Raw genomic sequence first — 25,429 nt, forward strand, 5'->3', positions numbered from 1 at the left:
TAGGCTGACCACCTACCACGTTGCCGTCAGGCAGAGGCGCGGCGCGTACGCAAGGAGGATCGAGGACTGATGGCAGGCAACTCGGACCCGCTCTCGCCGCGGGCCAAGATCGCCGTAACCGCGGGCAAGGCGGTCGCGGCGGCATCCCGCGCCGCGGGGCGCGGCAGCGGTTCGGTGATCGGCGGCCGGGTCGCGCTCAAGCTCGACCCCGACCTCCTCGCCCGGCTCGCCCAGAACCTGGACGTCGTCCTGGTGTCGGCGACCAACGGCAAGACCACGACCACCCGGCTGATCGCGGAGGCGCTCAGGGCCGCGGGCCCGGTCGTGTCGAACGCGCTCGGCGCCAACATGCCGGCCGGCATCACCTCCGCCCTCGCGGGCGGTTCGGAGTCCCGGTACGGCGTCATCGAGGTCGACGAGAAGTACCTCGCCGGTGTCGCCCGGGACACCGCCCCCAAGTGCATCGCACTGCTGAACCTCTCCCGCGACCAGTTGGACCGCGCGGCCGAGACCCGCATGCTCGCGGAGAACTGGCGCGAGGGGCTGGCCGGGTCCAAGGCGGTCATCGTCGCCAACGCCGACGACCCGCTCGTCGTCTGGGCCGCCTCCTCCTCCCCCAACGTGATCTGGGTCGCCGCCGGGCAGATGTGGAAGGACGACGCCTGGTCCTGCCCGTCCTGCGGCGGTGTGATGCAGCGCCCCGGCGACGACTGGTTCTGCGGCGAGTGCGGCTTCCGCCGTCCCACGCCGAGCTGGGCGCTCTCCGGCGACCACGTCCTGGACCCGCACGGATCCGCGTGGCCCATCCACCTCCAGCTGCCCGGCCGCGCCAACAAGGCCAACGCCGCCTCCTCGGCCGCCGTGGCCGCCGTGTTCGGGGTGCCGCCGCAGGTCGCCCTGGAGCGCATGTACCAGGTGCAGGCCGTCGCGGGACGCTACGACGTCGTGCAGTTCCAGGGCCGTGACCTCCGGCTGCTGCTCGCGAAGAACCCGGCGGGCTGGCTCGAAACGTTCAGCCTGATCGATCCGCCGCCCACGCCGGTCATCCTCTCGGTGAACGCGCGCGGCGCCGACGGCACCGACACCTCCTGGCTGTGGGACGTCGACTACACGCGTCTGACCGGTCATCCGATCTGCGTCATCGGCGACCGGAAGCTGGACCTCGCGGTGCGGCTGGAGGTCGCGAACCAGCAGTTCCAGGTCTGCGAGAACCTCGACCAGGCGGTGCAACTGTGCCCGCCCGGCCGGATCGAGGTCATCGCCAACTACACCGCCTTCCAGGACCTGCGCCGCCGCGTCGGCAACTGACATCTCAGGGGACTTTTGTGAGCGACAACCAGCTGCGGGTCGTCTGGATCTACCCGGACCTGCTCAGCACGTACGGCGACCAGGGCAACGTCCTCGTCGTGGAGCGCCGCGCGCGCCAGCGCGGCCTGGACGTGGCCCGCCTCGACGTGCGCAGCGACCAGCCGATCCCCACCTCCGGGGACATCTACCTGATCGGCGGCGGCGAGGACCGTCCGCAGCGGCTCGCGGCCGAGCGGCTGCGCCGGGACGGCGGTCTGCACCGGGCCGTCGGCAACGGCGCGATCGTCTTCTCGGTGTGCGCCGGCTACCAGATCCTCGGCCACGAGTTCATCAACGACCTCGGCCAGCGCGAGCCCGGCCTCGGTCTGCTGGACGTGGTGTCCGTGCGCGGCGAGGGCGAGCGGTGCGTCGGCGACGTGCTCGCGGACATCGACCCGCGGCTCGGGCTGCCGCCGCTGACCGGCTTCGAGAACCACCAGGGCGTCACCCACCTCGGCCCGACGGCCCGCCCGTTCGCCCAGGTCAAGCTCGGGAAGGGCAACGGCACGGGCGACGGCACGGAGGGCGCGTACAACGACACGGTCTTCGGCACGTACATGCACGGCCCGGTGCTCGCGCGCAACCCGCTCATCGCCGACCTGCTGCTGAAGCTGGCGCTCGACGTGAACGCGCTGCCGCCGACCGACGACCGCTGGTACGAGGCGCTCCGCAACGAGCGCATCGCGGCTGCGCAGCAGCCTGCGTGAGCACAGTTGCGCAGCAGCCTGCGTGAGTACAGCTGCGCAGCAGCCTGCGTGAGCACAGTTGCGCAGCAGCCTGCGTGAGCCTTGCTCCAGGGGTTCTGAAGGCGCGTTCCAGCGCGCTCTGCCACCCTGCTCGCCAGGCCCGCCTGACGGGGCGTCCGCTCACATGTGCGGGCGCGTCCAGCAGGCGGACGCCCGGTACGGTGCCACCCCCTCACGCCGGTAGGGTGGCCGGGAATCAGTCCGGACAACGTGGTCCGGTACCCGGCCCACGTTGAGAAGGTATTCGGGCTATGCGCATTGGTGTCCTCACGTCCGGCGGCGACTGCCCCGGCCTGAACGCCGTCATCCGGTCCGTCGTGCACCGTGCCGTCGTCGACCACGGCGACGAGGTCATCGGCTTCCGGGACGGCTGGAAGGGCCTTCTGGAGTGCGACTACCTCAAGCTCGATCTCGACGCGGTGGGCGGCATCCTCGCCCGCGGCGGCACCATCCTCGGCTCCTCCCGGGTCCAGCCCTCGCACCTGCGGGACGGCGTGGAGCGGGCCAAGGGCCATGTCGCCGAACTGGGCCTCGACGCGATCATCCCGATCGGCGGCGAGGGCACGCTGAAGGCCGCCCGGCTGATGTCGGACGCCGGCCTGCCCGTGGTGGGCGTGCCGAAGACGATCGACAACGACATCGCGGTCACCGACGTCACCTTCGGCTTCGACACGGCCGTCGGGGTCGCGACCGAGGCGCTGGACCGGCTGAAGACCACCGCCGAGTCCCACCAGCGGGTGCTGGTGGTGGAGGTCATGGGCCGCCACACCGGCTGGATCGCGCTGCACTCCGGCATGGCGGCCGGCGCCCATGCCATCGTCGTCCCCGAGCGGCCCTTCGACATCGAGGAACTGGCGAAGAAGGTCGGCGCCCGGTTCGAGGCGGGCAAGCGGTTCGCGATCGTCGTCGCGGCCGAGGGCGCCAAGCCGAAGGCCGGGTCCATGGCGTTCGACGAGGGCGGCAAGGACATCTACGGCCACGAGCGCTTCGCCGGGATAGCGCGTCAGCTGTCGATCGAGCTGGAGGAGCGGCTGGGGAAGGAAGCCCGGCCGGTGATCCTCGGACACGTGCAGCGCGGCGGTACGCCCACCGCGTATGACCGTGTCCTCGCCACCCGGTTCGGGTGGCACGCGGTGGAGGCCGTGCACCGCGGTGAGTTCGGGCACATGACCGCGCTGCGCGGCACGGACATCGTGATGGTGCCGCTCGCGGAGGCCGTCGAGACGCTGAAGACCGTGCCCGCGAACCGGTACGAGGAAGCGGAGTGCGTGCTGTAGGACACGTCGTACGACGCTGAACAGACTGCCCCCGGCCGCAGCGACGGCCGGGGGCAGTTCTAGTCTGTGTGCGGACAGACTTGCACAACCCCCATGAAACAGGAGCCGGCGGAATGGATCACAGCGGGCACGGCATGACCATGGATCTGCCGCCCTTCACGCTGGGGCGGGGGCTCCAGTGGTCGCCGGACCCGTTCTTCCTCGTCGCCTGTGTGCTGGGGATCGCCCTGTACGCGTGGGGGGTCGTGCGGCTGCGGCGGCGCGGGGACGCGTGGTCCGCGGGGCGGACGGCCGCGTTCGTCGTCGGTGTGCTGTCCATCGCGCTGGTGATGTGCACCAAGCTCAACGACTACGGCATGGTCATGTTCAGCGTGCACATGGTGCAGCACATGGTGATCAGCATGCTGTCGCCCATCCTGATCCTGCTGGGCGCCCCGATCACACTGGCGCTGCGCGCGCTGCCCGTGGCCGGCCGGGACCGCAAGGGGCCGCGCGAGCTGCTGCTGATGCTGCTGCACAGCCACTACATGCGGATCGTCACGCACCCCGTGTTCACGATCCCGCTGTTCATCGCGAGCCTGTACGCGCTGTACTTCACCCCGCTCTTCGACTTCCTCATGGGCTCCAAGACCGGGCACGTGGCGATGATGGTGCACTTCCTCGCCGTCGGCCTGGTCTTCTTCTGGCCGATCATGGGCGTGGACCCCGGCCCGCACCGGCCGGGCTATCTCATGCGGATGCTGGAGCTGTTCGCGGGCATGCCGTTCCACGCGTTCTTCGGCATCGCGCTGATGATGGCGTCCACCCCGATGGTGGAGACGTACCGGAACCCGCCCGCCTCGCTCGGCATCGACGCCCTCTCCGACCAGAACGCGGCCGGCGGTATCGCCTGGGCGTTCAGTGAGATCCCCTCCGTGCTGGTGCTGATCGCCCTGCTGTTCCAGTGGTACGCCTCGGACCAGCGCCAGGCCAAGCGCAAGGACCGGGCCGCCGACCGCGACGGCGACAAGGAGCTCGAGGCGTACAACGCCTATCTGGCCTCACTGCACGCACGGGGGAACTGACCGGACTCTTCATGGCCCGCCAGCGCCCGGATTCACCCGATCGGGCGAGGGTGTGACGCTCGCCCGGGCGGCTCCCGGACCGGCGGTGAGCCCTGGCAGTAGGGCTCACATTTCGTCGTGTACGCCGCCCGGAGGCAGATCGGGGGCACCATGGAGGGGGACGAACCATGAGGAGGGTGTTGCGATGCCCGGTTCTACGGACAGTTCTACACGGACGATGGGGGTGCTCACCGTCGGCGGACTCGTCGTGGTGACCGCCTACACGGTGGCGCTCGGCAGCAACGGCTGGCTGTGGTTCGGCTGGGTCGTGCTCGGGCTGATCACGCTCGGCATGGTGGTGACCGGCAGTACGTGACCCTCATCCGCCGGTCAGCCGGCCCGCCGAGTGCACCCCCGGCTGGTACTTGGGCAGCCGGGCGGTGACCTTCATCCCCGCTCCGACCGCGGTCTCGATCACGAGGCCGTAGTCGTCGCCGTAGACCTGCCGGAGCCGGTCGTCGACATTGGACAGGCCGATGCCGCCGGACGGGCTGACCTCGCCGGCGAGGATGCGGCGCAGCACGGCGGGGTCCATTCCGGCGCCGTCGTCCTCGATGACCACGAGGGCCTCGGCGCCGGCGTCCTGTGCGGTGATGCCGATGTGGCATGTGCCGGACGAGGCTGTCCTGCCCTCCAGGCCGTGTTTGACGGCGTTCTCCACGAGCGGCTGGAGGCAGAGGAAGGGCAGGGCGACCGGCAGGACCTCCGGGGCGATCTGGAGGGTGACGGCGAGGCGGTCGCCGAAGCGTGCCCGTACGAGTGCCAAGTAGTGGTCGATGGCGTGGAGTTCGTCGGCGAGCGTGGTGAAGTCGCCGTGTCTGCGGAACGAGTAGCGGGTGAAGTCGGCGAACTCCAGGAGCAGTTCGCGGGCGCGCTCGGGGTCGGTGCGCACGAACGAGGCGATCACCGCGAGCGAGTTGAAGATGAAGTGCGGGGAGATCTGGGCGCGCAGGGCCTTGATCTCGGCCTCGATCAGGCGGGTGCGGGACTGGTCGAGGTCGGCGAGTTCCAACTGGACGGAGACCCAGCGGGCGACCTCGCCTGCGGCGCGGACGAGGACGGCCGACTCGCGGGGCGCGCAGGCGACGAGCGTGCCGTGGACGCGGTCGTCGACGGTGAGCGGGGCGACGACCGCCCAGCGCACCGGGCAGTCGGGGGTTTCGCAGGTGAGCGGGAAGGCCTCGCCGCGGCCGGACTCCAGGGGGCCCGCGAGCCGTTCCATGATCTCGGCGCGGTGGTGGCCGCCGACGCCGTCCCAGGCCAGCACGTCCTTGTGGTCGGTCAGGCACAGCGCGTCCGTGCCGAGCAGCGAGCGCAGCCTGCGGGCCGCCTTGCGGGCGGTCTCCTCTGTCAGTCCGGCCCGCAGCGGGGGTGCGGCGAGGGAGGCGGTGTGCAGCGTCTCGAAGGTGGCGTGCTCGACGGGCGTCCCGAGACCGCCCCGGCTCTCGGGCCGCGCGGTACGCCGGCCGAGCCAGAACCCGGCGGCCAGCAGCGGCAGGATCGCCACGCACAGCCCGGCGACGAACCCGCTCATGCGGGGCGCTCCGCGGGGGGTGCGGATACAGGTCGTCGGTCGGCCGCGGCACCGCTGTGGCTGGTCGCGCAGTTCCCCGCGCCCCTTTCGGGCGCCATCGAACCGCTCATGGTTTTACCTCCGCGCGGCGCTCCACCGGAAATGCCGGCACCGGTCGTCCGTCGGCCGCGGCGCCGTCGTGGCTGGTCGCGCACCGCGGCGGAGCCGCACATCGATACAGTCCCGCGCCCCTTCGGGGCGCTGCCGAGCCGTTCATGTCTTTACCTCCGCCAGCTCTTCGGGCAGGTGGAACCGGGCCAGGATCGCCGCCGTTCCCGGCGGGACGCGGCTCGGGGTGGACAGGGAGACCAGGATCATCGTGAGGAAGCCCAGGGGGACCGACCAGAGGGCGGGCCAGGCGAGGAGGGCGTGCAGGGCGCCGGTGCCGGGGAAGCCGGCCATCGTGGCGGCGACGGCGAGCAGTGCGGAACCGCCGCCGACCAGCATCCCGGCGACGGCGCCCGGCGGGGTGAGCCGCCGCCACCAGATGCCGAGCACGAGCAACGGGCAGAAGGAGGACGCGGAGACGGCGAAGGCGAGGCCCACCGCGTCGGCGACCGGCAGCCCGCCGACCAGGACGCTGGCGGCGAGCGGCACCGCCATCGCCAGGACCGTGCCGAGCCGGAAGTGCCGTACGCCGCGCGCGGGGAGCACGTCCTGGGTGAGCACGCCGGCGACGGCCATGGTCAGGCCCGAGGCGGTGGACAGGAACGCGGCGAAGGCGCCGCCGGCGACCAGCGCGCCGAGCAGGTCGCCGCCCAGGCCGCCGATCATGCGCTCGGGCAGCAGCAGGACGGCGGCGTCCGCGTGGCCGGTGAGGGTGAGTTCGGGTGCGTAGAGGCGGCCGAGGGCGCCGTAGACCGGGGGCAGCAGGTAGAAGGCGCCGATCAGGGCGAGGACGGCGACGGTGGTGCGGCGGGCGGCGACGCCGTGCGGGCTGGTGTAGAAGCGCACGACGACGTGCGGCAGGCCCATGGTGCCGAGGAAGGTGGCGAGGATCAGGCCGTACGTGGCGTACAGCGGGCGTTCGCCGCGGCTCTCGGCCTGGGACGGGGACAGGTCGGTGTCGCCGCCCCGCTCGGGCTCGGGGACGGCGGAGCCCGCGGCGAACGTCAGCCGGGTGCCGGCCTCGATGCGATGGGTGCCGGCGGGGAGTTCGAGGCGGTCGTCGTCGTGGGCGCGGCCGTCGACGGTGCCGCTCACGGTGACGGTCAGCGGGCGGTCAAGGCGCAGGTCGACGCGGTCTGCGACGCGGACGGTGCGCTGTTCGCGGAAGGTGGCCGGTTCGTCGAAGGCGTGGTCGGGGGCGCCGTCGTGCTGCCAGGCGAGGACCAGGAAGAGGGCGGGGACCAGCAGGGCGGTGAGCTTGAGCCAGTACTGGAAGGCCTGGACGAAGGTGATGCTGCGCATGCCTCCGGCGGCGACGATGGCGACCACCACGACCGCGACGATGACGCCGCCGAGCGAGTCGGGCGCCCCGGTGAGCACGGTCAGCGTCAGTCCGGCGCCCTGGAGCTGGGGCAGCAGGTACAGCCAGCCGACGCCGACGACGAAGGCCCCGGCAAGGCGCCGTACCGCCGGGGAGGCCAGGCGGGCCTCGGCGAAGTCGGGGAGCGTGTAGGCGCCGGAGCGGCGCAGCGGGCCGGCGACGAAGATCAGCAGGACGAGGTAGCCGGCCGTGTAGCCGACCGGGTACCAGAGCATGTCGGGTCCCTGGACCAGGACCAGGCCGGCGATGCCGAGGAAGGAGGCGGCGGAGAGGTACTCGCCGCTGATGGCGGCGGCGTTGAGGCGGGGGCCGACGGTGCGGGAGGCGACGTAGAAGTCGGAGGTGGTGCGGGAGATGCGCAGGCCGAAGGCGCCGACGAGGACGGTCGCCGCGACGACCAGGGCCACGGCGGGGACGGCGAAGTTCTCGTTCACGGTCGGTCAGTGCTTTCCCGGTCAGCGTTCCTGGTCCTGGTCCTCGACGAGGCGGACGAAGTCGCGTTCGTTGCGTTCGGCGCGCCGCACGTACCAGGCGGCGAGCAGCACGAGCGGGACGTAGAGGAAGAAGCCGAGGACGGCCCATTCGAAGCGGGCGGCGTCGGGGATGGCCGCGAACAGCACCGGCAGCGGGAGGACGAGCAGGCCGAGGACGGCGGCCACGGCGAGGGCGGCGCGCAGTTGGGAGCGCATCAGGGAGCGGACGTAGGTGTGGCCGAGGGTGGTCTGCTCGTCGATCTCGGTGCGGGGCCGGTAGTAGCCGGAGCCGCGGCGGATGCGGCGGGGCGGGCCGGTGACGACGACGCGGCGCTCGGCGGGGTCCTGGCCGGGCACGTCAGGGCCTCCTCATCAGCAGGTCCCGCAGCTCGCGTGCGTGCCGGCGGCTGACCTGGAGTTCCTCGTCGCCGACCAGGACGCTGACCGTGCCGGCGTCCAGGCGGAGTTCGCCGATGTGGCGCAGGGCGACGAGGTGACGGCGGTGGATGCGGACGAAGCCGCGGGAGCGCCAGCGCTCCTCCAGGGTGGACAGCGGGATGCGGACGAGGTGGCTGCCCTTGTCGGTGTGGAGGCGGGCGTAGTCGCCCTGGGCCTCGACGTGGGTGATGTCGTCGACGGCGACGAAGCGGGTCACGCCGCCCAGCTCGACGGGTATGTGGTCCGGGTCGGGTTCGTGCACGGGTATGCGGGGGCCGGTGTCGGTGCGCTCGGCAGCCCGGCGGACGGCCTCGGCGAGACGTTCCTTGCGCACCGGCTTGAGGACGTAGTCGACGGCCTTGAGATCGAAGGCCTGGACGGCGAAGTCCTCGTGGGCGGTGACGAACACGACCAGCGGCGGCTTGGCGAACCCGCTGAGCAGCCGGGCCAGGTCCAGTCCGTCGAGGCCGGGCATGTTGATGTCGAGGAAGACGACGTCGATCGCCTCGGGGCCGGCGGGACCCGACTCCAGGGCGCGGTTGATCCGGCGCAGCGCCTCGGTCGCGTCGCCGGCGCCCTCCGCACTGCCGATGCGGGGATCGGCGTTCAGGAGGTACAGCAGCTCCTCCAGCGAGGGGCGCTCGTCGTCGACAGCCAGGGCACGCAGCATGAACGTGGAGTGTAGGAGTAATTCGTACGTCTGGACATGTCCCGAGGTGGGACGTTCTCGCTGGGTAGGGTGCCGCCATGAGCAGCAGGCCCGCGCCGTTCGACGAGCTCGACCGGAAGATCATCACCGCCCTGATGGCGAATGCCAGGACCAGCTTCGCCGAGATCGGCGCGGACGTCGGCCTCTCCTCGACGGCGGTGAAGCGGCGGGTGGACCGGCTGCGGGAGACCGGGGTGATCACCGGGTTCACGGCCACGGTGCAGCCGTCGGCGCTGGGCTGGCGCACGGAGGCGTACGTGGAGGTGTACTGCGAGGGCGCGGCCCCGCCGCGGCGGCTCGCGGAGGTGGTGCGCAACCATCCGGAGATCACGGCGGCGATGACGGTGACGGGGGGCGCGGACGCGCTGCTGCACGTGCGGGCGCGGGACGTGGAGCACTTCGAGGAGGTGCTGGAGCGCATCCGCGTGGAGCCGTTCATCCGGAAGACGATCAGCGTGATGGTGCTGTCCCACCTCATCCCGGAAAGCCCGGAAGCGGGCGCGAGCCATGCCGCCCCCGAAGACGCAGCAGACCTGCGCTGACGCCGATCACAACGCAGCATTCCTGCGCGAACACGCAGCTCTCGTTCCTTGTCGGGCGTCGGCGTCAGTTTCTACCGTGGTGTCAACCCCGTTCACACGCAGGAAGCGGAGGAACCCCTCTGTGCCCGACACCCGTGTGCCGCGCCGGCGGCGCTACCTCGTCTGCGAACCCAGACACTTCGCCGTGCAGTACGCGATCAACCCCTGGATGCAGCCCGACGTCCGCGTGGACGTCGATCTGGCCCAGGAGCAGTGGCAGGCGCTGATCCGCGCCTACCGCTCCCACGGTCACAACGTCGACGCCGTGGAGCCGGTCGCCGGTCTCCCGGACATGGTCTTCGCCGCGAACTCGGCGGTCGTCGTGGACGGCCGCGTCTTCGGCTCCCTCTTCCACGCGCCCGAGCGCCGCCCCGAGTCCCGCCACTACGACACCTGGTTCAAGCAGGCGGGCTACGACGTCCACCGGCCCGAGTCGGTCTGCGAGGGCGAGGGCGATCTCGTCTGGACGGGCCGGTACGTGCTGGCCGGCACCGGGTTCCGGACGACCCGGGAGGCGCACCGCGAGGTGCAGGAGTTCTTCGGCCACCCGGTGATCAGCCTGACCCTGGTGGACCCGCACTTCTACCATCTGGACACCGCGCTCTTCGTGCTGGACGACGCGAACATCGCCTACTACCCGGAGGCGTTCTCGCCGGGCAGCCGCGAGGTGCTCGCCCGGCTGTACCCCGACGCGGTGCTCGCCACCCGCGACGACGCGATGGCGTTCGGACTGAACTCCGTCTCCGACGGCCGCCATGTCTTCATCGCCCCGCAGGCCGAGGCGCTCGCCGCGCGCCTCGACGACCACGGCTACGTCCCCGTCCCCGTCGACCTCTCCGAGTTCCACAAGGCCGGCGGCGGCATCAAGTGCTGCACCCAGGAGATCCGCTGATGACCGCACCCGCGCACGCCCGTTCCTCCGCCGAGCTGATCCGCGCGGAGGGGCCCGTCCTCGCGCACAACTACCACCCGCTGCCCGTCGTCGTCGCCCGTGCCGAGGGCACCTGGGTGGAGGACGTGGAGGGCCGCCGCTACCTCGACATGCTGGCCGGCTACTCTGCCCTCAACTTCGGCCACCGCCATCCGGCCCTGGTCGAGGCGGCCCACCGTCAGCTCGACCGCCTCACGCTCACCTCGCGCGCCTTCCACAACGACCGGCTCGCCGAGTTCGCCGAGCGGCTCGCGGAGCTGACCGGCCTGGACATGGTGCTGCCCATGAACACGGGCGCGGAGGCCGTCGAGAGCGGCATCAAGGTGGCCCGCAAGTGGGCCTACGACGTCAAGGGCGTGCCCGCCGACCGGGCGACGATCGTGGTGGCGGCGGAGAACTTCCACGGCCGGACGACGACCATCGTGTCGTTCTCCACGGACGAGACCGCCCGCGCGGGCTTCGGTCCGTTCACGCCGGGGTTCCGGATCGTGCCGTACAACGACCTGGCGGCGCTGGAGGAGGCGGTCGACGAGACCACGGCGGCGGTGCTGCTGGAGCCGATCCAGGGCGAGGCGGGCGTGATCGTCCCGGACGAGGGCTATCTGGCGGGCGTGCGGGAGCTCACCAGGCGCAAGGGGTGTCTGTTCGTCGCCGACGAGATCCAGTCGGGGCTCGGGCGCACCGGGCGGACGCTGGCCGTGGAGCACGAGGGTGTCGCCCCGGACATGGTGCTGCTGGGCAAGGCGCTGGGCGGCGGCATCGTGCCGGTGTCCGCGGTGGTCGCCCGGCGGGACGTGCTCGGGGTGCTGCACCCCGGGGAGCACGGCTCGACGTTCGGCGGCAACCCGCTGGCCGCCGCGGTCGGCACGGCGGTGGTGGAGCTGCTGGAGACGGGCGAGTTCCAGCAGCGCGCCGCCGACCTGGGCGTGGTCCTGCGGGACGGTCTGGCGCGGCTGGTCGGCAGGGGCGTCGTCGGTTTCCGTGCGCGCGGGCTGTGGGCGGGCGTCGACATCGACCCGGCCCTGGGCACGGGACGCGAGGTCAGCGACCGGCTGATGCGGGAGGGGATCCTGGTCAAGGACACCCACGGGTCCACGATCCGGCTGGCGCCGCCGCTGACGATCACCGGTGAGGAGCTGCGCTCGGCCCTCGGCACCCTGGAGAAGGTGCTGGCGCAGGGGGCCTGATGAGCCGTGCCGCACCACCGGCGGCCCCGCGAGGGTGAACACTGGGGTCAGAGGTGGTAGACCACTCTCAGCGACAGAGAGGTCGGCCGTGGCCGCACATGAGGAGCAGGGTGTTGCCCGGCATCGGTTCGACGTGGCCGATGCCGCTCCCGTGCTGCTCGACGCCCGGGGCGTGGTGACCGGCTGGACCGGCGGCGCCCAGCGGCTGCTGGGGTACACGGCCGCGGACATGGTGGGCACGCCGGTGGCCGGTGTGCTGGCCGCCCAGGACGCGGCGCGGCTGAGGGAGCTGACCGAGCAGTGTCGCCCGGACGGCTGCTGGTCGGGGCTGCTCACCGCCCGGGCCAAGGACGGCCGGGCGGTCCGGGTGATGGCGCGGATCGTCGCGGCGCCGGAGCCGGGCGGTACGGCGCGCTGGCTGGTGCTGCTGTCGGAGATGGCCGAGGCGCCCGGCTGGGACATGAGCCGCGCGGTGCTGGAGCAGATGGTCGCCCGGTCGCCCGTCGGCATAGCGATCGTGGACACGGATCTGAGGTTCGTGTGGTCCAACGCGGCGCTGGCGCGGTTCGGCGGCGGTCCCGCGCACCAGCGGCTGGGGCGCCGGCTGGCCGACATCCAGCCGGGCCTGGACGCCGCGGCGGTGGAGGCGCAGATGCGGCGGGTGCTGGAGACCGGCGAGGCGGTGGTCGGCTACGAGCATGTGGGCCACGTCCGCTCCGCGCCGCACCGGGAGACGGCGCACATGATGTCGTTCACCCGCCTGGACGACGACCGGGGCCGCCCGATGGGCGTGTACTACACGGTCCTCGACATCACCGAGCGGCACCGGGCCCGGCAGCGCCTGGACCTGCTGGACCGGGCGGGGCGCTGCATCGGCCGCACGCTGGACGTCGTACGGACGGCCCAGGAGCTGGCCGACGCGGCCGTGCCGGAGTTCGCGGACTTCGTCGCCGTGGACCTGCTGGAGTCGGTGCTGTCGGGCGGGGAGCCCACGCCGGGGCCGCTGAGCGACACCGACGCGGTACGGCTGCGGCGGGCGGGCCACCAGTCGGTGGAGGCGGGGGTGCCGGAGGCCGTCGTCGGCGTCGGCCGGGGTGCCACCTATCTGGCCGGCTCGCCGCCCATCCGGTGTCTGATCACAGGCCGCTCCTGGCGGCAAGCGCGGCTGGACCCGCTCGCCCGGACCTGGGCGACGGACGCCCCCGGCGGCCGGCAGGCCACGTTCCGGGAGCTGGGGCTGCACAGCGTGATCATCGTGCCGGTCCGCGCGCGGGGCGTCACCCTGGGTGTCACGGCCTTCTTCCGGCGGCGCCGTCAGGAGCCGTTCGACGAGGACGACCTGCGGCTGGCGGAGGACCTGGTGTCCCGGGCGGCGGTCTGCATGGACAACGCCCGGCGCTACACCCGCGAGCGCGAGGCCGCCCTGGTGCTCCAGCGCAGCCTGCTCCCCCACCGGCTGCCCGAGCAGGACGCGGTGGAGGTCGCCGCCTGCTACCGGCCCGCCGACGAGCTGACCGGCATCGGCGGCGACTGGTACGACGTCGTGCCGCTGTCCGGGGCGCGCGTCGCGCTGGTGGTGGGCGAGGTGCCCGGCCACGGCATCGGCGCCGCCGCGGCCATGGGCCGCCTGCGTACCGCCGTACGGACCCTCGCGGCCCTGGACCTGCCGCCGGAGGAGGTGCTCGCGCACCTCGACGACCTGGTGGCGCGGTCGGCGCGGGACGAGGGGGTCGTGCCGGACGGCGAGGGAGGCGACAGCACGCAGGCGGTGGGCTCCGGCTGTGTGTACGTGGTGTACGACCCCGTCGACGGCCGGTGCACGATGGCCGCCGCCGGTCATCCCACGCCGTCCGTCGTCCGGCCCGACGGCGCCGTCACCTTCGTCGACGTGCCGCAGGGGCCGCCGCTCGGCGTGGGCGGCCCGCCGTTCGAGTCGGTCGAGCTGGTGCTGGCCGAGGGCAGCATCCTCGCCCTGCACACGGACGGTCTGCTGGCGCGCGACGGGGACCACTGGGCCGTCGACGCGGGCCGGGACCGGCTGCGGCCCGCCCTGGAGAACAGCGCGGGCCCGCCGGCGCTGCGCTGCCGGGCAGTGGTGGACGCGCTGGTCCCGGACCGGCCGCACGACGACGTGGCGCTGCTCATGGCCCGCACCCGGCTCCTGGGCGCGGACCAGGTGGCGGTCTGGGAGCTGCCGCAGGACCCCGCCGTGGTCGCCGACGCCCGCAAGGAGGCCGCCCGCCGGCTCACCGAATGGGGTCTTGAGCATCTGATCTTCGCCACCGAGCTGGTCGTCAGCGAGCTGGTCACCAACGCCATCCGGTACGCCACCGATCCCATCCGGCTCCGGCTGATCAGGGAGCGCACGCTGGTCTGCGAGGTCTTCGACGGCGGCGCGACCGCGCCCCATCTGCGCCATCCGCGGACCACCGACGAGGGCGGCCGCGGGCTGTTGCTGGTCTCCCAGCTCGCCCAGCAGTGGGGCACCCGTTTCACCCCCGAGGGGAAGATCATCTGGGCCGAGCAGTCCCTCACCGATCCGGCGGAGTGACCCACGATTCCGGCACATATGGTGCACACCATGCAAAACTGGTGAGGTTCCGGTGGTAAGGCGGAGGTCATGAACGACAAGGCGATCGACTACGCGGCGGTCTTCCGGGCCCTGCCCGGCATGGTGGCCCTGCTGACGCCCGAGTTCGAATTCGCGGATGTCAACGACGACTTCCTCCAGCACTCCGGCCGGAGCCGCCAGGACCTCCTGGGCGCCTACCTGTTCGACGTCTTCCCCGACAACCCGGGCGACCCCGCCGCGACCGGCATGCGCAACCTGTCGGCCTCGCTGCGCCGCGTGGTGGCCACCGGCGAGCGGGACGCCATGGCCCTCCAGCGCTACGACGTGGAGCGGGCCGACCGGCCCGGACACTGGGAGGAGCGCTACTGGAGCCCGGTCAACGCCCCGGTGCTCGGCCCGGACGGCGAGGTCGTGCTGCTGGTGCACCGGGTCGAGGAGGTCACCGCGCTGATCCGGGCCCGCGGCGGCCCGAGCGGCAGCCGCGCCCGGGTGCTGGAGGCCGAGCTGTACACCCGCGCCCGGGAACTCCAGGAGCTCAACGACCGGCTGCGCCAGGCCCACGCCCGCGAACGCGAGGTGGCGCTCGCCCTCCAGGAGGCCATGCTGCCCGCCGGCCGGCACGCGGCCCACCACCGGGCCGCGGTGCGCTACCGGCCCGCGGTCGGCTCGCTGAACGTGTGCGGCGACTGGTACGACCTGGTCGACCTGGTGGGCGGCAACCGCATCGGCGTCTCCGTGGGCGACGTGGTCGGACACGGTCTGGCCGCCGCCGGAGTCATGGGCCAGCTGCGCAGCGCGCTCACCGCGACCTCCCGCGTCGCCGACGGTCCCGCCCAGGCGCTCGACGTGCTCGGCCGGTACGCCCATGTCGTGGACGGCGCGGAATCGGCCACCGCGGTCACCACGTTCGTCGACTTCGACCACCATCGCATCACCTACAGCAGCGCCGGCCACCCGCCGCCCGTGCTGCTCCATCCCGACGGCCGCGTGGAGTTCCTCGACCGCGCCACCGACCCGCCGCTCGACGCCCGCCCCGACCCGGTCCCCCGGCCGCAGGCGGAGACGGAGTTCGCCGACGGGGCCACGCTCGTGCTGTACACGGACGGTCTGGTGGAGCGCCGGGGGGAGGACATCTACGCGGGTCTCGACCGGCTCGCCGACTCCCTCGTCCGCCACTGCCACGACGCGCCCGAGGTCCTCGCGGACGCGGTCCTGCTGGAGCTGCTCCCACCGGGCGGCGCCACGGACGACACCGCGCTGGTGGTTGTACGGCTGTGAGCAGACTGTCAAGAAGGTCGTCCGGGCCAGACAGTCCGGGCCCGGTTCCGGGCTCCTGTCCGTGCGCCTACACTGACAGGCCCCACAACACGCCGGTTGACCTGCCGCAACAGGGCAGTTGAGCCGTTCCGCCGGAGTAGAGGAGCGATCCCTTGTTCTACTACCTGCTCAAGTACGTGTTGTTGGGCCCTCTGTTGAGACTGGTCTTCAGACCCCGGATCGAAGGCCTCGAACACGTACCGCCCACCGGTGCCGCGATCGTCGCCGGGAATCACCTGTCGTTCTCGGACCACTTCCTGATGCCCGCCATCCTCAAGCGGCGCATCACCTTCCTCGCGAAGGCCGAGTACTTCACCGGCCCCGGCCTCAAGGGCCGTCTCACCGCGTTCTTCTTCCGCAGCGCCGGCCAGATCCCGGTCGACCGCTCGGGCAAGGAGGCGGGTCAGGCCGCGATCCGCGAGGGCCTCGGCGTCCTGCGCAAGAACGAACTCCTGGGCATCTACCCGGAGGGCACCCGCTCGCACGACGGCCGCCTGTACAAGGGCAAGGTCGGCGTCGCGGTCATGGCCCTCAAGGCGCAGGTCCCGGTGATCCCGTGCGCGATGATCGGCACCTTCGAGGCCCAGCCGCCGGGCAAGGTCATCCCCCACATCCGCCCCGTCGGCATCCGCTTCGGCGCCCCCCTCGATTTCTCCCGCTACGCCGGCATGGAGAACGAGAAGGCCATCCTCCGCGCCGTCACCGACGAGATCATGTACGCCATCCTGTCCCTCTCCGAACAGGAGTACGTCGACCAGTACGCGGCCGTCGCCAAGGCGGAGCAGGCCGCAGCGGGCGAGCTCAAGGAGCGCCGGTTCCCGAAGATGCGGCTCGGCTGAGGGGGTCGGCCGGGCAGCGGGGGTGGCACGGACGACGACGTGCGGGTCGTGCGGGTCATGCGGGGTTTTCGGTGTCGTTGTGTACGAGGCCGGGCGTCGGCATGGTCGACGCGAGGCGGACACGGATGAGGCCCAGGTCGCGCGCGATGTCCGACGCCGCCGCGCATGGGCGGCAGGACATCGCGCGGTCGACGCGACGGGGGCGGCACGGATGACGCCCGGGCCGCGCACGCGGTCCGGTATCGCCGCGCACGGAGAGCAGGGCGCCACCACGGCCAACGCAACCGGGCCGCACGGATAGGGTCCAAGCCGCGCGCAGTCCGGTATCGCCGCGGACGCGGGCTTCGGCTGGTCAGCGTGGCGAGGCGAGGCGGGCGGCAAGTCGTGCCGCAGGTGGTGGGGTTCAGGTGAGGGAAGCGAGTGCCTCGTCCAGTAGGCGGCGCAGGATCAGGGCGTCCGGGGCCACGGCCGTCACCAGGGCGGCGGGGCCGGGGAGAGGGACGAGGGCGGCGTTCTCCGCGAGGACGCGGGGCGCTACGGGGTGGGTGGCGAATTCCGGCCGGACCACGACGAGTTGGCCGACGGCTCGGTGACCGGACAGACCGGCGGGGCCGTCCCAGCCGCCGGGGGCGCCCGGGCCGCAGGACAGCTCCTGGTCGAGGACGGGGCGTCCGGCGATCCGTACCGTCAGCCGGCTGGTGAGCCGCCCGGGGTCCTCGCCCGCGCGTCCGAGCACCTGCTCCTCCCGCAGCACCAGCCGGGCCCCGGCACCGAGGTCGGCGCGGGTGGTGACGTACAGGTCGCTGCCCCGCGCGGAGATCAACTGTTCGGGCAGCCAGTGCAGTTCGCCCCCGTCGGACACGCTGAGCCGGACGTCGTAGCGGGACTCGCCCTTGGCCTGTCCCGGCAGCGCGATGGTCGCGGCGGCCGAGCCGACGCGCAGCCGGGCCCCGTCGGCCACGTCGGCCTCCACCGCGAAGCGGTCGCCGCCGAGCGGTCCGCTCATCGCGCCGACGAGCATGACCCGCGCCTCGGCACCGCTGCCCCGCGTGCGCCGCAGCGCCAGCGGTCCGTCGCCCTCCAGCACCGGCAGCGAGGTACCGCCCCGCCCGTCGGCGCGGGCGCCGATCCTCGCGGTGGCGGCGACCCCGGTCACGCCGACCACGCGGCGAGCTGTGCGCGCACCCATGCGGCGACCTCCCGGACCCCGCCCTCGGCCCGCAACGACTGGAAGACGACCGGCAGTTCGGCGCGCTGCGCCTTGGCGTCGGCGGCCATCCGTCCGAGGTCGGAGCCGACGTGCGGGGCGAGGTCGGTCTTGTTGACCACGAGCAGGTCGGCGGTGGTGACGCCGGGGCCGCCCTTGCGCGGGATGTCGTCCCCGCCCGCGACGTCGATCACGAAGATCTGCGCGTCCACGAGCCCCTTGGAGAAGGTCGCGGTGAGGTTGTCCCCGCCGGACTCCACCAGGATCAGGTCCAGCGGGCCGACCTCGTCCTCCAGGTCCTCGACCGCTTCGAGGTTGGCGGAGATGTCGTCCCGGATCGCGGTGTGCGGGCAGGCCCCCGTCTCCACCGCGGTGATCCGCTCGGGCGGCAGCACGGCCTCCCGCAGCAGGAACTCGGCGTCCTCGCGCGTGTAGATGTCATTGGTGACGACGGCGAGCGACAACTCGTCCCGCAGCGCCCGGCACAACGCCGCCACAGTAGCGGTCTTCCCGGACCCGACGGGCCCCCCGAGCCCGATCCGCAGGGCCCGACGGGACCCGTCCGGACGACGCGCGTCGGCACTGACAGCGGCGGGACCGTCGTGAGAGTGGTCGAGATGCATGACTACGGCTCCTGGATCAGAGAGGGGGCTGCACCATCCAGCCCGTCCGGCGTTTGAGGACGAGGCCGTTCAGGCCGATGGGGGTCCAGGGGGCGGAGCCCCCTGGCGGGGTCGAAGGGGCAGCGCCCCTTCAGGACGGGACGGGTAGGGGCGGCGGGGGCGAGAAGACTCACGAGGCGAACAACCGCACAGGCCACCCCGCATGCACCTCCGCCGAGATCTCCAGCAGCGGAGCGGACGCCGCCGGCAGCGCGTCCACTCCGTCGTCGGCGACCCGCCGCGCCGCCTCCACCGCCGCATCCACGACGAGGTCCACCTCCCCCGCCAACCGCGCCAACACCCCCGTGGCGTCGAACGGGTCGAGACTCAACAGCCGCACGGTCGCCGACGCGGGCCCGCTCACACTCTCGTAGGCCGCACAGTACGCGGCATCCGAAGCCCCCAGCCCCGCCGCCCGGGCCGCGAGCCCCAGTACCACGGGCTGATGCGCCCCCTTGGGAAACTCCCGCGCCAGCGCGTCGAGTTCGGCCGAAGGCCACGTCGCCCGCGCGGCCCGCATCAACTGCCGCCCCAGCTTCCGCGCGGCGACCCGCAAGGCCGGCGACGGCGTCCGCGCGTCGGCCGCCGTGTCCAACTCCACGGTATCCGCCCCGAGTACGGCGGCCGCGGACAGCGCGGCGGCCACCCGTCCCGCCGTGTGCAGCCGCCCCCGGCAGAAGTCCTCCAGGCTCGCGGCCCCGGTGATCCGCCCGGCCCCGACGGCCGCCTCCGCCCCGCCGGAGTGCGCATGCCCTCCGGCGGGAAAGCGGCCGTCGGCCAGGACGAGTAGCGCTGCCCTGGACATCAGAAGAGGAAGTACCGCTGGGCCATGGGCAGTTCGGCGGCCGGAGTCGCCTCGACGAGCTCCCCGTCGATGTGCACGGCGAAGCTGTCGGGATCCACCCGCACCTGCGGCCGGGCGTCGTTCTCCCGCATGTCGGCCTTGGTCACCCCGCGCGTGGACTCGATGGCGACGAACCTCTTCGTGAGCCCGAGCCGCTCCGGCAGCCCGTCCTCGATGGCGAGGGGCGCCACGAAGTTCACGGAGTTGGAGCCCGGCGCCCGTCCGATCGCGCCGAACATCGGCCGCGGCAGGATCGGCTGCGGGGTCGGGATGGAGGCGTTGGCGTCGCCCATCTGCGCGTACGCGATCTGCCCGCCCTTGACGACGAGGTGCGGCTTGACGCCGAAGAACGCCGGCTCCCACAGCACCAGGTCGGCGAGCTTGCCGCTCTCCACCGATCCGATCTCCCCGGCCAGCCCCTGCGCGATCGCCGGATTGATCGTGTACTTGGCCACGTACCGCCGCACCCGCAGGTTGTCCGCGCGCCCGTCCCCCGGCAGCGCGCCCCGGCGTCGCTTCATGACGTGGGCCGTCTGCCAGGTCCGCATGACGACCTCGCCGACCCGGCCCATGGCCTGCGAGTCGGACGAGATGATCGAGATCGCGCCGAGGTCGTGCAGGATGTCCTCGGCCCCGATCGTGGAGGGCCGGATCCGGGACTCGGCGAAGGCGAGGTCCTCGGGCACCGCGGGGTTGAGGTGGTGGCAGACCATCAGCATGTCGAGGTGTTCCTCGGCGGTGTTGACGGTGAACGGCCGCGTCGGGTTCGTGGAGCTCGGCAGCACGTGCGGCTCGGAGACCACGGTCATGATGTCGGGCGCGTGTCCGCCGCCCGCGCCCTCGGTGTGGTACGCGTGGATGCCGCGTCCGGCGATCGCGGCGAGGGTGTCGCCGACGAACCCGGCCTCGTTCAACGTGTCCGTGTGGATGGCGATCTGAATGCCCGTCCGGTCGGCCACGGTCAGCGAGGCGTCGATGACGGCCGGCGTCGAGCCCCAGTCCTCGTGCAGCTTGAGTCCCAGCGCACCGCCGCGGATCTGCGACAGCATCGCCTCGTGCGAGACGGTGTTGCCCTTGCCCAACAGGCCGAAGTTGACGGGGTGTTCCTCCATCGCCTCCAGCATCCGGGCCAGGTGCCAGGGGCCGGGCGTCACGGTCGTCGCCTTCGAGCCCTCGGCCGGTCCGGTACCGCCGCCGATCAGCGTCGTGATGCCCGCCGCGAGCGCTTCGTCGGCGATCTGCGGGCAGATGAAGTGGACGTGGGCGTCGACGGCTCCGGCGGTCAGGATGCGCCCGTTGCCCGCGATGACCTCGGTCTCGGGGCCGATGACCAGGTCCGGGTGGACGCCGTCCATGGTGTCGGGGTTGCCGGCCTTGCCGATGCCGGTGATCCGGCCGTCGCGGATGCCGACGTCGGCCTTGACGATGCCCCAGTGGTCGACGATCACGGCACCGGTGATCACCGTGTCGGGGGTGCCGTCTGCGCGCGTAGCACGCGACTGGCCCATGGACTCGCGGATGACCTTGCCGCCGCCGAACACGGCCTCGTCGCCGGCGAGTCCGGGGCCGCCGGAACGGTCCTCCTCGATCTCCACGAGCAGGTCGGTGTCGGCGAGCCGGATGCGGTCACCGGTGGTCGGGCCGAACAGGTCGGCGTAGGCGGCACGCGAGATCTCAGGCATCGAGGGCACCTCCGGTCTCCCCGCGCAGACCGGGTACGACACGGGCGCCGGCCAGCGGGACGAGTTCGACGTCGACGGGGATCCCGGGCTCGAAGCGCACGGCGGTGCCGGCGGCGACGTTCAGCCGCTTGCCGCGGGCGGCGGCGCGGTCGAAGTCCAGGCCGGGGTTGGCCTCGGCGAAGTGGTAGTGGGAGCCGACCTGCACGGGGCGGTCGGCGGAGTTGAGGACGGTCAGCCGGGTGACCTCACGGCCCTCGTTGTAGGCGACGGGGCCGTCGGCGAACAGGATCTCTCCGGGAATCATCGCGGCCCCTCAGACGATCGGGTCGTGGACGGTGACGAGCTTGGTGCCGTCCGGGAAGGTCGCCTCGACCTGGACGTCGTGGATCATCTCGGGGATGCCCTCCATGACGTCGTCACGGGTGAGCAGCTTGCGTCCGGAGGCCATCAGCTCGGCGACGGTCCGGCCGTCCCGCGCGCCTTCGAGGATGTGCGACGTGATGAGGGCGACCGCTTCGGGGTGGTTGAGCTTCAGTCCGCGGGCCCGGCGCTTCTCGGCCACGTCGGCCGCCACGTGGATCAGCAGCCTCTCTTGCTCGTGCGGGGTCAGTTGCACGTCCCACCTCACAGTCCTCGCTCCGGACCGTGCGGGGCCCGGTTGCCTCAGCCACGGGCAAAGTCCCTGGTGGCGTGGAGGGAGGCTAGTTGGACCGGGTTTCGAGCAAGTTAACCGAGCTGTGATCCGCCGCGGGCCCCGGCTGCGGCTCCCCCATGCTCATCAACGCGCGCAGACCGTTCTGGAGCGCCTCGACGGGGACCGGCCCGAACAGGGACTGCTGGGCGATGAACCCCTGCACGGCGGCGATCATGGTCCGGGCGACATCGTCGGCGGGGACGTCCGACCGCATCATCCCGGCCTCCTGGTAGGCCCGTACGGCCGACACCCAGCCCTGGCGGACCGCGGCGTACCCCTCGTTCAGGACGGCGGCCAGCTCCCGGTTGCGCACGGTCTCCGCCCAGACCTGCATGATCAGCTGCGGGAGGACGGGCCCGTCGTCGTCGGACAGGGACGCCCAGATGCCGAGGACACGGCCGAGCACCCGGCCGACCAGCAGGTCAGGGGGCGGGGGCGGGCTGTGCCGGGTGGCCTCCTCGAAGGCCTCGCGGACCTCGCTCAGCACCTCGTTGGCGATCGCGGCGATCAGCTCGTCCTTGCCCTTGAAGTAGCGGTAGACCGCGCCGGCGGAGAGGTCGACCTCCTTCAGCACGTCCTGCATGGAGGTGGCGTGGAAGCCGTTGCGGGCGAAACAGCGGGCGGCGCCGTCGAGGATCTGCCGGCGGCGGGCGTCGAGGTGTTCCTGGGATACGCGGGCCATGCCCCCAAAGTAAAACGAACGTTCCTTCTTGACAAGGGGCGCCGACCGCAGGACGGTGAGGGCGCAACAAAAACGAACGATCCTTCTCTTTAACGGCCTCAGCGCCCGAGGCCATGAACCACGCAAGGGGAACGTCATGTCCACCGCCTCCGCAGCAACCGCCCGAGGCCCGGCCGCCCGCCCGACAGCCACCCCGCGCCACCTGATCGCGGTCCTCGTCGTCGTCCCGGTCCTCGCCGCCCTCGCCCTGTGGGCCTTCGCCTGGCCCGCCGCCCGCACGGCACCCCACGACCTGCCGCTCGGCGTGGCCGGTCCGGCCGCCGCCGCGGACCGGCTGGAGGAGCAACTGGACCGGCAGGCGGGGGCGTTCGAGATCCACCGCTACGCCGACGAGGCCGCCGCCCGTGCCGCCGTCGAGGACCGGACCGTATACGGCGCGGTGGTCGTCGCCCCCGAGGGCATCCGGCTGCTGACCGCGTCGGCCGCGAGCCCGCTCGTCGCCCAACTGCTCCAGCAGCAGGTGACCCAGCGGGCCGCGGCCGACGGCACCCCGGTCACGACCGTCGACGTCGTGGCCGCCCCTGCCGACGACCCGCGCGGTGCGGCCCTCACCGCGAGCGTGCTGCCGCTCGCCCTGGCCGGTATCGCCGCCGGCGCGGTGGTGACACTGCTCGGGCTGCGCGGCACCCGGGCGGTGGCCGCACTGACCGGCTCCGCCGCGCTGGTCGGCCTCGCCGCGACCGCCGTCGCGCACTCCTGGCTGGGGGTCGTCACGGGCAACTGGTGGGCGGAGGCCGGGGTGTTCGCCCTGGCGGCCCTCGCGGTCGGCGCCGCCGTCGCCGGTCTGGCCGCTCTCGTCGGAACGGCCGGCGTGGGCATCACTGCGGCGGTCGTGATGCTCTTCGGCAACCCGTTCTCCGGCGTGTCCTCGGCGCCGGAGATGCTGCCCGAGCCGGTGGGTGCCCTCGGCCAGTGGATGCCGCCGGGCGCGGGCGCGAGCCTGCTGCGCTCCACGGCCTTCTTCGACGGCGCCGCCGCGACCGGCCCCGCCCTCACGCTGGCCGGGTGGGCGGCGCTCGGCCTGGGCGCCGTAGCCCTGGGCGCACGGCTGAAGCAGCAGCACGTACGCAGCGGGCCGGCGCCCGCGAGGGAACTCTCCCCGGTCGGCTGACCGGCACCACAACCCGGAGGACCGTGCGCCGACGGCGGCGCGCGGTCCTTCGTCGTGCTCCCGGAGCCAAGCGCTCCGCTGGAAGTCCGGAGCCAAGCGCTCCGCTGGAGGTGCCGCGACGGCGTGCCGTTCGCCCGCGGCGCCGTCGTGGCCGGTCGCGCAGTTCCCCGCGCCCCGTCAGGGCGCTGCCGAACCGTAGCCGACTTCACCGGACCCGATCAGGAGGCCCCCGGCCCCCGGTGCTCCGCCGCGATCCCGAAGCGCTGCGGCTCGCGGGGCGCGGCGGCGACTTCGCGGACGGTGGACACAGCGCTGATCACCTGCTCGTCCACGGGCTCCGCGAGCTGCTCCAGTCGCTCGAGGTCCGCGGCGGAGACAAGGGCGACGAGGGGCTTGCCGTGCCGCGTCACGACGACGCGCTCACCGCCGTACACCACCCGGTTGATCAGGTCGGCGAGCTCAGCCCTGGCTTGCGTCACCGGAATCTCGTAGGCCATAGGCCCATCATACCCTCCTGTACATCCTGTACATTTCTTACAGAGACCACGGAGACACAGACAGCTCTGGAGACAGAGACAGCTCTGCCGCGAGGAGGGGATCCGCCATGACCCGACCGACCGCACCGTCCGCCCGCTACGTCCTTCCCGAGTTCACCGAACGCACCAGTCACGGTTCCCGGACGATGGATCCGTACTCGAAGCTGCTGGAGGAGCGGATCGTCTTCCTCGGGACACAGGTCGACGACACCGCGTCCAACGACGTGATGGCGCAGCTCATGTATCTGGAGCACAAGGACCCGGACCGGGACATCTCCCTGTACGTCAATTCGCCCGGCGGCTCGTTCAGCGCCATGTCGGCGATCTACGACACGATGCAGTACGTCACGTGCGACGTGGAGACGGTCCTGCTGGGGCAGGCCGGGCCCACCGCCGCGGTGCTGCTGGCCGCGGGCGCCCCGGGCAAGCGGTTCGCGCTGCCGGACGCGCGTGCGGTGATCAGCCAGCCCGCACTGCCCGAACCGGTACGGGGACAGGCGAGCGACCTGGCCATCCAGGCGGACGAACTCACGCGCATCCGCGCCCGCCTGGAGGAGCTGCTCGTACGCCACACCGGGCGCAGCCCGGAGCAGGTGAGCGCGGACATCGAGCGGGACAAGGTCCTGGACGCGCGGGGGGCGCTGGAGTACGGGCTCGTGGACGGGATCATCCCCAGCCGCAAGGCCTCCCGCCCCGCCCCCGGCGCGAGGTGAGCCGCGGATGCTGCCACCGGAGCTGCCGCCGCTGCCCGCGCTGACGCGCGCGGAGGGCGAGTTGATCGACCGCTACCTCGATGTGGTGGACCTGCTCGGCAGGATCAACCCCGCGCACCACGGCGACACCTACCGCGGACTGCGCGCGGCCCAGGCCCTGGTGAGCAGGGCGGCCGAGCTGCGGGACGCGCTGACGCTGATGCACCAGCGCGGCGAGACCGAGCTGCACGCCCCCACGCTGGCGCGTGCGCTGCGGGTGCTGGACGGGGAGCGCCGCACCGCACGCGTCACCGTGCCCCCGCGCTCGGACAGTTGACGCACGCGACTGCGGTCCGGGCGTCCGGCGCCTCGCCGTGACGTCCGGACCGGAGTCGAAACGGACCAGACGGGGTACCCCCTTTTGGCGTAGTCGCCCGTCCTTTTGCGGGCCCGCCACACTTGCGCAACGCGCGTAGCCCGATGGCGGAATTGAACGTTCCGCTGCTGGTCCGGGCATCCCTCGCACCCTCGACAGTCATTCGAACAGCCCAGTGTCCACCCGAACGGGTGAGTGGTGAGTAACACCACAAATCCCCGGTTCCATTGGGTTTTTCGGACATCCGTGAGTCAAGATCCCTGTCTGACGACAAGCCCCCGCCGCAGCGGCGGGGCGGTCC

26 protein-coding genes are annotated in these 25,429 nt (G+C 72.5%); 14 read left to right on the forward strand and 12 right to left on the reverse strand.

The window, feature by feature from the left end; translation table 11 throughout:
* Window positions 1–69 precede the first annotated feature (69 nt).
* From ICC28_RS33670 to ICC28_RS33690, 5 genes are all read left to right on the forward strand, one after another.
* Complete coding sequence (locus tag ICC28_RS33670; protein WP_188292594.1) at window positions 70–1,308, forward strand: MurT ligase domain-containing protein; 1,239 nt, start codon at window positions 70–72, stop codon at window positions 1,306–1,308.
* Window positions 1,309–1,325: 17 nt separating this feature from the next.
* A complete protein-coding gene (locus tag ICC28_RS33675; RefSeq protein ID WP_188292595.1) occupies window positions 1,326–2,054 on the forward strand; it encodes a type 1 glutamine amidotransferase in 729 nt (242 codons plus the stop codon).
* Window positions 2,055–2,344: 290 nt separating this feature from the next.
* A complete protein-coding gene (locus tag ICC28_RS33680) occupies window positions 2,345–3,370 on the forward strand; it encodes a 6-phosphofructokinase (RefSeq protein WP_188292596.1) in 1,026 nt (341 codons plus the stop codon).
* A gap of 113 nt (window positions 3,371–3,483) precedes the next feature.
* Window positions 3,484–4,434 carry a cytochrome c oxidase assembly protein gene (locus tag ICC28_RS33685; RefSeq protein WP_188292597.1) on the forward strand — a complete coding sequence of 317 codons (951 nt, stop codon included), beginning with the start codon at window positions 3,484–3,486 and terminating at the stop codon, window positions 4,432–4,434.
* 184 nt (window positions 4,435–4,618) lie between these two features.
* The gene (locus ICC28_RS33690; RefSeq protein ID WP_188292598.1) at window positions 4,619–4,789 is read left to right on the forward strand and encodes a hypothetical protein; all 171 of its coding nucleotides are present in this window, start codon (window positions 4,619–4,621) and stop codon (window positions 4,787–4,789) included.
* Window positions 4,790–4,792: 3 nt separating this feature from the next.
* Here ICC28_RS33690 and ICC28_RS33695 read toward each other — a convergent pair whose 3' ends face one another.
* The 4 genes from ICC28_RS33695 to ICC28_RS33710 form a co-directional block, all read right to left on the reverse strand.
* The gene (locus ICC28_RS33695) at window positions 4,793–6,007 is read right to left on the reverse strand and encodes a sensor histidine kinase (RefSeq protein ID WP_188292599.1); all 1,215 of its coding nucleotides are present in this window, start codon (window positions 6,005–6,007) and stop codon (window positions 4,793–4,795) included.
* A 252-nt stretch (window positions 6,008–6,259) separates the two neighbouring features.
* The gene (locus ICC28_RS33700) at window positions 6,260–7,969 is read right to left on the reverse strand and encodes a cation acetate symporter (protein WP_188292600.1); all 1,710 of its coding nucleotides are present in this window, start codon (window positions 7,967–7,969) and stop codon (window positions 6,260–6,262) included.
* Window positions 7,970–7,990: 21 nt separating this feature from the next.
* Window positions 7,991–8,365, reverse strand: a complete 375-nt coding sequence (locus tag ICC28_RS33705) for a hypothetical protein (RefSeq protein WP_188292601.1) — start codon at window positions 8,363–8,365, stop codon at window positions 7,991–7,993.
* A gap of 1 nt (window position 8,366) precedes the next feature.
* Window positions 8,367–9,116 carry a LytR/AlgR family response regulator transcription factor gene (locus ICC28_RS33710; protein WP_188292602.1) on the reverse strand — a complete coding sequence of 250 codons (750 nt, stop codon included), beginning with the start codon at window positions 9,114–9,116 and terminating at the stop codon, window positions 8,367–8,369.
* Between the two features lie 77 nt (window positions 9,117–9,193).
* Between ICC28_RS33710 and ICC28_RS33715 the strand changes: the two genes are divergently transcribed.
* The 6 genes from ICC28_RS33715 (at window position 9,194) to ICC28_RS33740 (ending at window position 16,582) form a co-directional block, all read left to right on the forward strand.
* A complete protein-coding gene (locus ICC28_RS33715; protein WP_188292603.1) occupies window positions 9,194–9,697 on the forward strand; it encodes an Lrp/AsnC family transcriptional regulator in 504 nt (167 codons plus the stop codon).
* Between the two features lie 121 nt (window positions 9,698–9,818).
* Window positions 9,819–10,628, forward strand: a complete 810-nt coding sequence (gene ddaH, locus ICC28_RS33720) for a dimethylargininase (RefSeq protein ID WP_188292604.1) — start codon at window positions 9,819–9,821, stop codon at window positions 10,626–10,628.
* Window positions 10,628–11,854, forward strand: a complete 1,227-nt coding sequence (gene rocD, locus ICC28_RS33725) for an ornithine--oxo-acid transaminase (protein ID WP_188292605.1) — start codon at window positions 10,628–10,630, stop codon at window positions 11,852–11,854. Before ddaH ends, rocD begins: the two co-directional genes overlap by 1 nt.
* Before the next feature lie 88 nt (window positions 11,855–11,942).
* On the forward strand, window positions 11,943–14,405 hold the full coding sequence (locus ICC28_RS33730) for a SpoIIE family protein phosphatase (RefSeq protein WP_188292606.1): 2,463 nt from the start codon (window positions 11,943–11,945) through the stop codon (window positions 14,403–14,405).
* Window positions 14,406–14,474: 69 nt separating this feature from the next.
* A complete protein-coding gene (locus ICC28_RS33735; protein WP_188292607.1) occupies window positions 14,475–15,704 on the forward strand; it encodes a PP2C family protein-serine/threonine phosphatase in 1,230 nt (409 codons plus the stop codon).
* 152 nt (window positions 15,705–15,856) lie between these two features.
* Window positions 15,857–16,582, forward strand: a complete 726-nt coding sequence (locus ICC28_RS33740) for a lysophospholipid acyltransferase family protein (protein ID WP_188292608.1) — start codon at window positions 15,857–15,859, stop codon at window positions 16,580–16,582.
* A 403-nt stretch (window positions 16,583–16,985) separates the two neighbouring features.
* Here ICC28_RS33740 and ICC28_RS33745 read toward each other — a convergent pair whose 3' ends face one another.
* The 7 genes from ICC28_RS33745 to ICC28_RS33775 all read right to left on the reverse strand — a co-directional run bounded on the left by ICC28_RS33745 (window position 16,986) and on the right by ICC28_RS33775 (window position 22,353).
* Entirely contained in the window at window positions 16,986–17,771 is a 786-nt protein-coding gene (locus ICC28_RS33745; RefSeq protein ID WP_188292609.1) for an urease accessory protein UreD, read from the reverse strand.
* Entirely contained in the window at window positions 17,735–18,412 is a 678-nt protein-coding gene (gene ureG, locus ICC28_RS33750; protein ID WP_188292610.1) for an urease accessory protein UreG, read from the reverse strand. The genes ICC28_RS33745 and ureG overlap by 37 nt, the downstream gene beginning before the upstream one ends.
* 169 nt (window positions 18,413–18,581) lie before the next feature.
* On the reverse strand, window positions 18,582–19,256 hold the full coding sequence (locus tag ICC28_RS33755) for an urease accessory protein UreF (RefSeq protein ID WP_188292611.1): 675 nt from the start codon (window positions 19,254–19,256) through the stop codon (window positions 18,582–18,584).
* A complete protein-coding gene (locus tag ICC28_RS33760; RefSeq protein ID WP_188292612.1) occupies window positions 19,256–20,977 on the reverse strand; it encodes an urease subunit alpha in 1,722 nt (573 codons plus the stop codon). The genes ICC28_RS33755 and ICC28_RS33760 overlap by 1 nt, the downstream gene beginning before the upstream one ends.
* Complete coding sequence (locus ICC28_RS33765; RefSeq protein WP_188292613.1) at window positions 20,970–21,281, reverse strand: urease subunit beta; 312 nt, start codon at window positions 21,279–21,281, stop codon at window positions 20,970–20,972. Before ICC28_RS33765 ends, ICC28_RS33760 begins: the two co-directional genes overlap by 8 nt.
* 9 nt (window positions 21,282–21,290) lie before the next feature.
* On the reverse strand, window positions 21,291–21,593 hold the full coding sequence (locus tag ICC28_RS33770; protein WP_010355509.1) for an urease subunit gamma: 303 nt from the start codon (window positions 21,591–21,593) through the stop codon (window positions 21,291–21,293).
* An 85-nt stretch (window positions 21,594–21,678) separates the two neighbouring features.
* Window positions 21,679–22,353, reverse strand: coding sequence for a TetR/AcrR family transcriptional regulator (locus tag ICC28_RS33775; protein ID WP_188292614.1), 675 nt, complete (start codon window positions 22,351–22,353; stop codon window positions 21,679–21,681).
* Between the two features lie 136 nt (window positions 22,354–22,489).
* Between ICC28_RS33775 and ICC28_RS33780 the strand changes: the two genes are divergently transcribed.
* Window positions 22,490–23,524 (forward strand): ABC transporter permease, encoded by a 1,035-nt coding sequence (locus ICC28_RS33780; protein ID WP_188292615.1) that lies wholly within the window; start codon window positions 22,490–22,492, stop codon window positions 23,522–23,524.
* Between the two features lie 218 nt (window positions 23,525–23,742).
* Here ICC28_RS33780 and ICC28_RS33785 read toward each other — a convergent pair whose 3' ends face one another.
* Complete coding sequence (locus tag ICC28_RS33785; protein WP_188292616.1) at window positions 23,743–24,021, reverse strand: type II toxin-antitoxin system Phd/YefM family antitoxin; 279 nt, start codon at window positions 24,019–24,021, stop codon at window positions 23,743–23,745.
* 107 nt (window positions 24,022–24,128) lie between these two features.
* On the opposite strand from ICC28_RS33785, the gene ICC28_RS33790 reads away from it, so the two are divergent.
* Window positions 24,129–24,773 carry an ATP-dependent Clp protease proteolytic subunit gene (locus ICC28_RS33790; protein ID WP_188292617.1) on the forward strand — a complete coding sequence of 215 codons (645 nt, stop codon included), beginning with the start codon at window positions 24,129–24,131 and terminating at the stop codon, window positions 24,771–24,773.
* 7 nt (window positions 24,774–24,780) lie between these two features.
* Entirely contained in the window at window positions 24,781–25,089 is a 309-nt protein-coding gene (locus tag ICC28_RS33795) for a hypothetical protein (protein ID WP_188292618.1), read from the forward strand.
* Window positions 25,090–25,429: the final 340 nt, after the last annotated feature.

The sequence above is a fragment of the Streptomyces sp. TRM68416 genome (assembly GCF_014596915.1).
GTDB lineage: Bacteria > Actinomycetota > Actinomycetes > Streptomycetales > Streptomycetaceae > Streptomyces.

Excerpts from the sequence above, each read along its gene's own strand:
- ICC28_RS33670 (WP_188292594.1), top strand. The coding sequence starts at position 70 with ATGGCAGGCAACTCGGACCCGCTCTCGCCGCGGGCCAAGATCGCCGTA.
- ICC28_RS33680 (WP_188292596.1), top strand. The coding sequence starts at position 2,345 with ATGCGCATTGGTGTCCTCACGTCCGGCGGCGACTGCCCCGGCCTGAAC.
- ICC28_RS33685 (WP_188292597.1), top strand. The coding sequence starts at position 3,484 with ATGGATCACAGCGGGCACGGCATGACCATGGATCTGCCGCCCTTCACG.
- ICC28_RS33690 (WP_188292598.1), top strand. The coding sequence starts at position 4,619 with ATGCCCGGTTCTACGGACAGTTCTACACGGACGATGGGGGTGCTCACC.
- ICC28_RS33695 (WP_188292599.1), bottom strand. The coding sequence starts at position 6,007 with ATGAGCGGGTTCGTCGCCGGGCTGTGCGTGGCGATCCTGCCGCTGCTG.
- ICC28_RS33710 (WP_188292602.1), bottom strand. The coding sequence starts at position 9,116 with ATGCTGCGTGCCCTGGCTGTCGACGACGAGCGCCCCTCGCTGGAGGAG.
- ICC28_RS33715 (WP_188292603.1), top strand. The coding sequence starts at position 9,194 with ATGAGCAGCAGGCCCGCGCCGTTCGACGAGCTCGACCGGAAGATCATC.
- rocD (WP_188292605.1), top strand. The coding sequence starts at position 10,628 with ATGACCGCACCCGCGCACGCCCGTTCCTCCGCCGAGCTGATCCGCGCG.
- ICC28_RS33735 (WP_188292607.1), top strand. The coding sequence starts at position 14,475 with ATGAACGACAAGGCGATCGACTACGCGGCGGTCTTCCGGGCCCTGCCC.
- ICC28_RS33745 (WP_188292609.1), bottom strand. The coding sequence starts at position 17,771 with ATGGGTGCGCGCACAGCTCGCCGCGTGGTCGGCGTGACCGGGGTCGCC.
- ureG (WP_188292610.1), bottom strand. The coding sequence starts at position 18,412 with ATGCATCTCGACCACTCTCACGACGGTCCCGCCGCTGTCAGTGCCGAC.
- ICC28_RS33755 (WP_188292611.1), bottom strand. The coding sequence starts at position 19,256 with ATGTCCAGGGCAGCGCTACTCGTCCTGGCCGACGGCCGCTTTCCCGCC.
- ICC28_RS33760 (WP_188292612.1), bottom strand. The coding sequence starts at position 20,977 with ATGCCTGAGATCTCGCGTGCCGCCTACGCCGACCTGTTCGGCCCGACC.
- ICC28_RS33765 (WP_188292613.1), bottom strand. The coding sequence starts at position 21,281 with ATGATTCCCGGAGAGATCCTGTTCGCCGACGGCCCCGTCGCCTACAAC.
- ICC28_RS33775 (WP_188292614.1), bottom strand. The coding sequence starts at position 22,353 with ATGGCCCGCGTATCCCAGGAACACCTCGACGCCCGCCGCCGGCAGATC.
- ICC28_RS33780 (WP_188292615.1), top strand. The coding sequence starts at position 22,490 with ATGTCCACCGCCTCCGCAGCAACCGCCCGAGGCCCGGCCGCCCGCCCG.
- ICC28_RS33785 (WP_188292616.1), bottom strand. The coding sequence starts at position 24,021 with ATGGCCTACGAGATTCCGGTGACGCAAGCCAGGGCTGAGCTCGCCGAC.
- ICC28_RS33790 (WP_188292617.1), top strand. The coding sequence starts at position 24,129 with ATGACCCGACCGACCGCACCGTCCGCCCGCTACGTCCTTCCCGAGTTC.
- ICC28_RS33795 (WP_188292618.1), top strand. The coding sequence starts at position 24,781 with ATGCTGCCACCGGAGCTGCCGCCGCTGCCCGCGCTGACGCGCGCGGAG.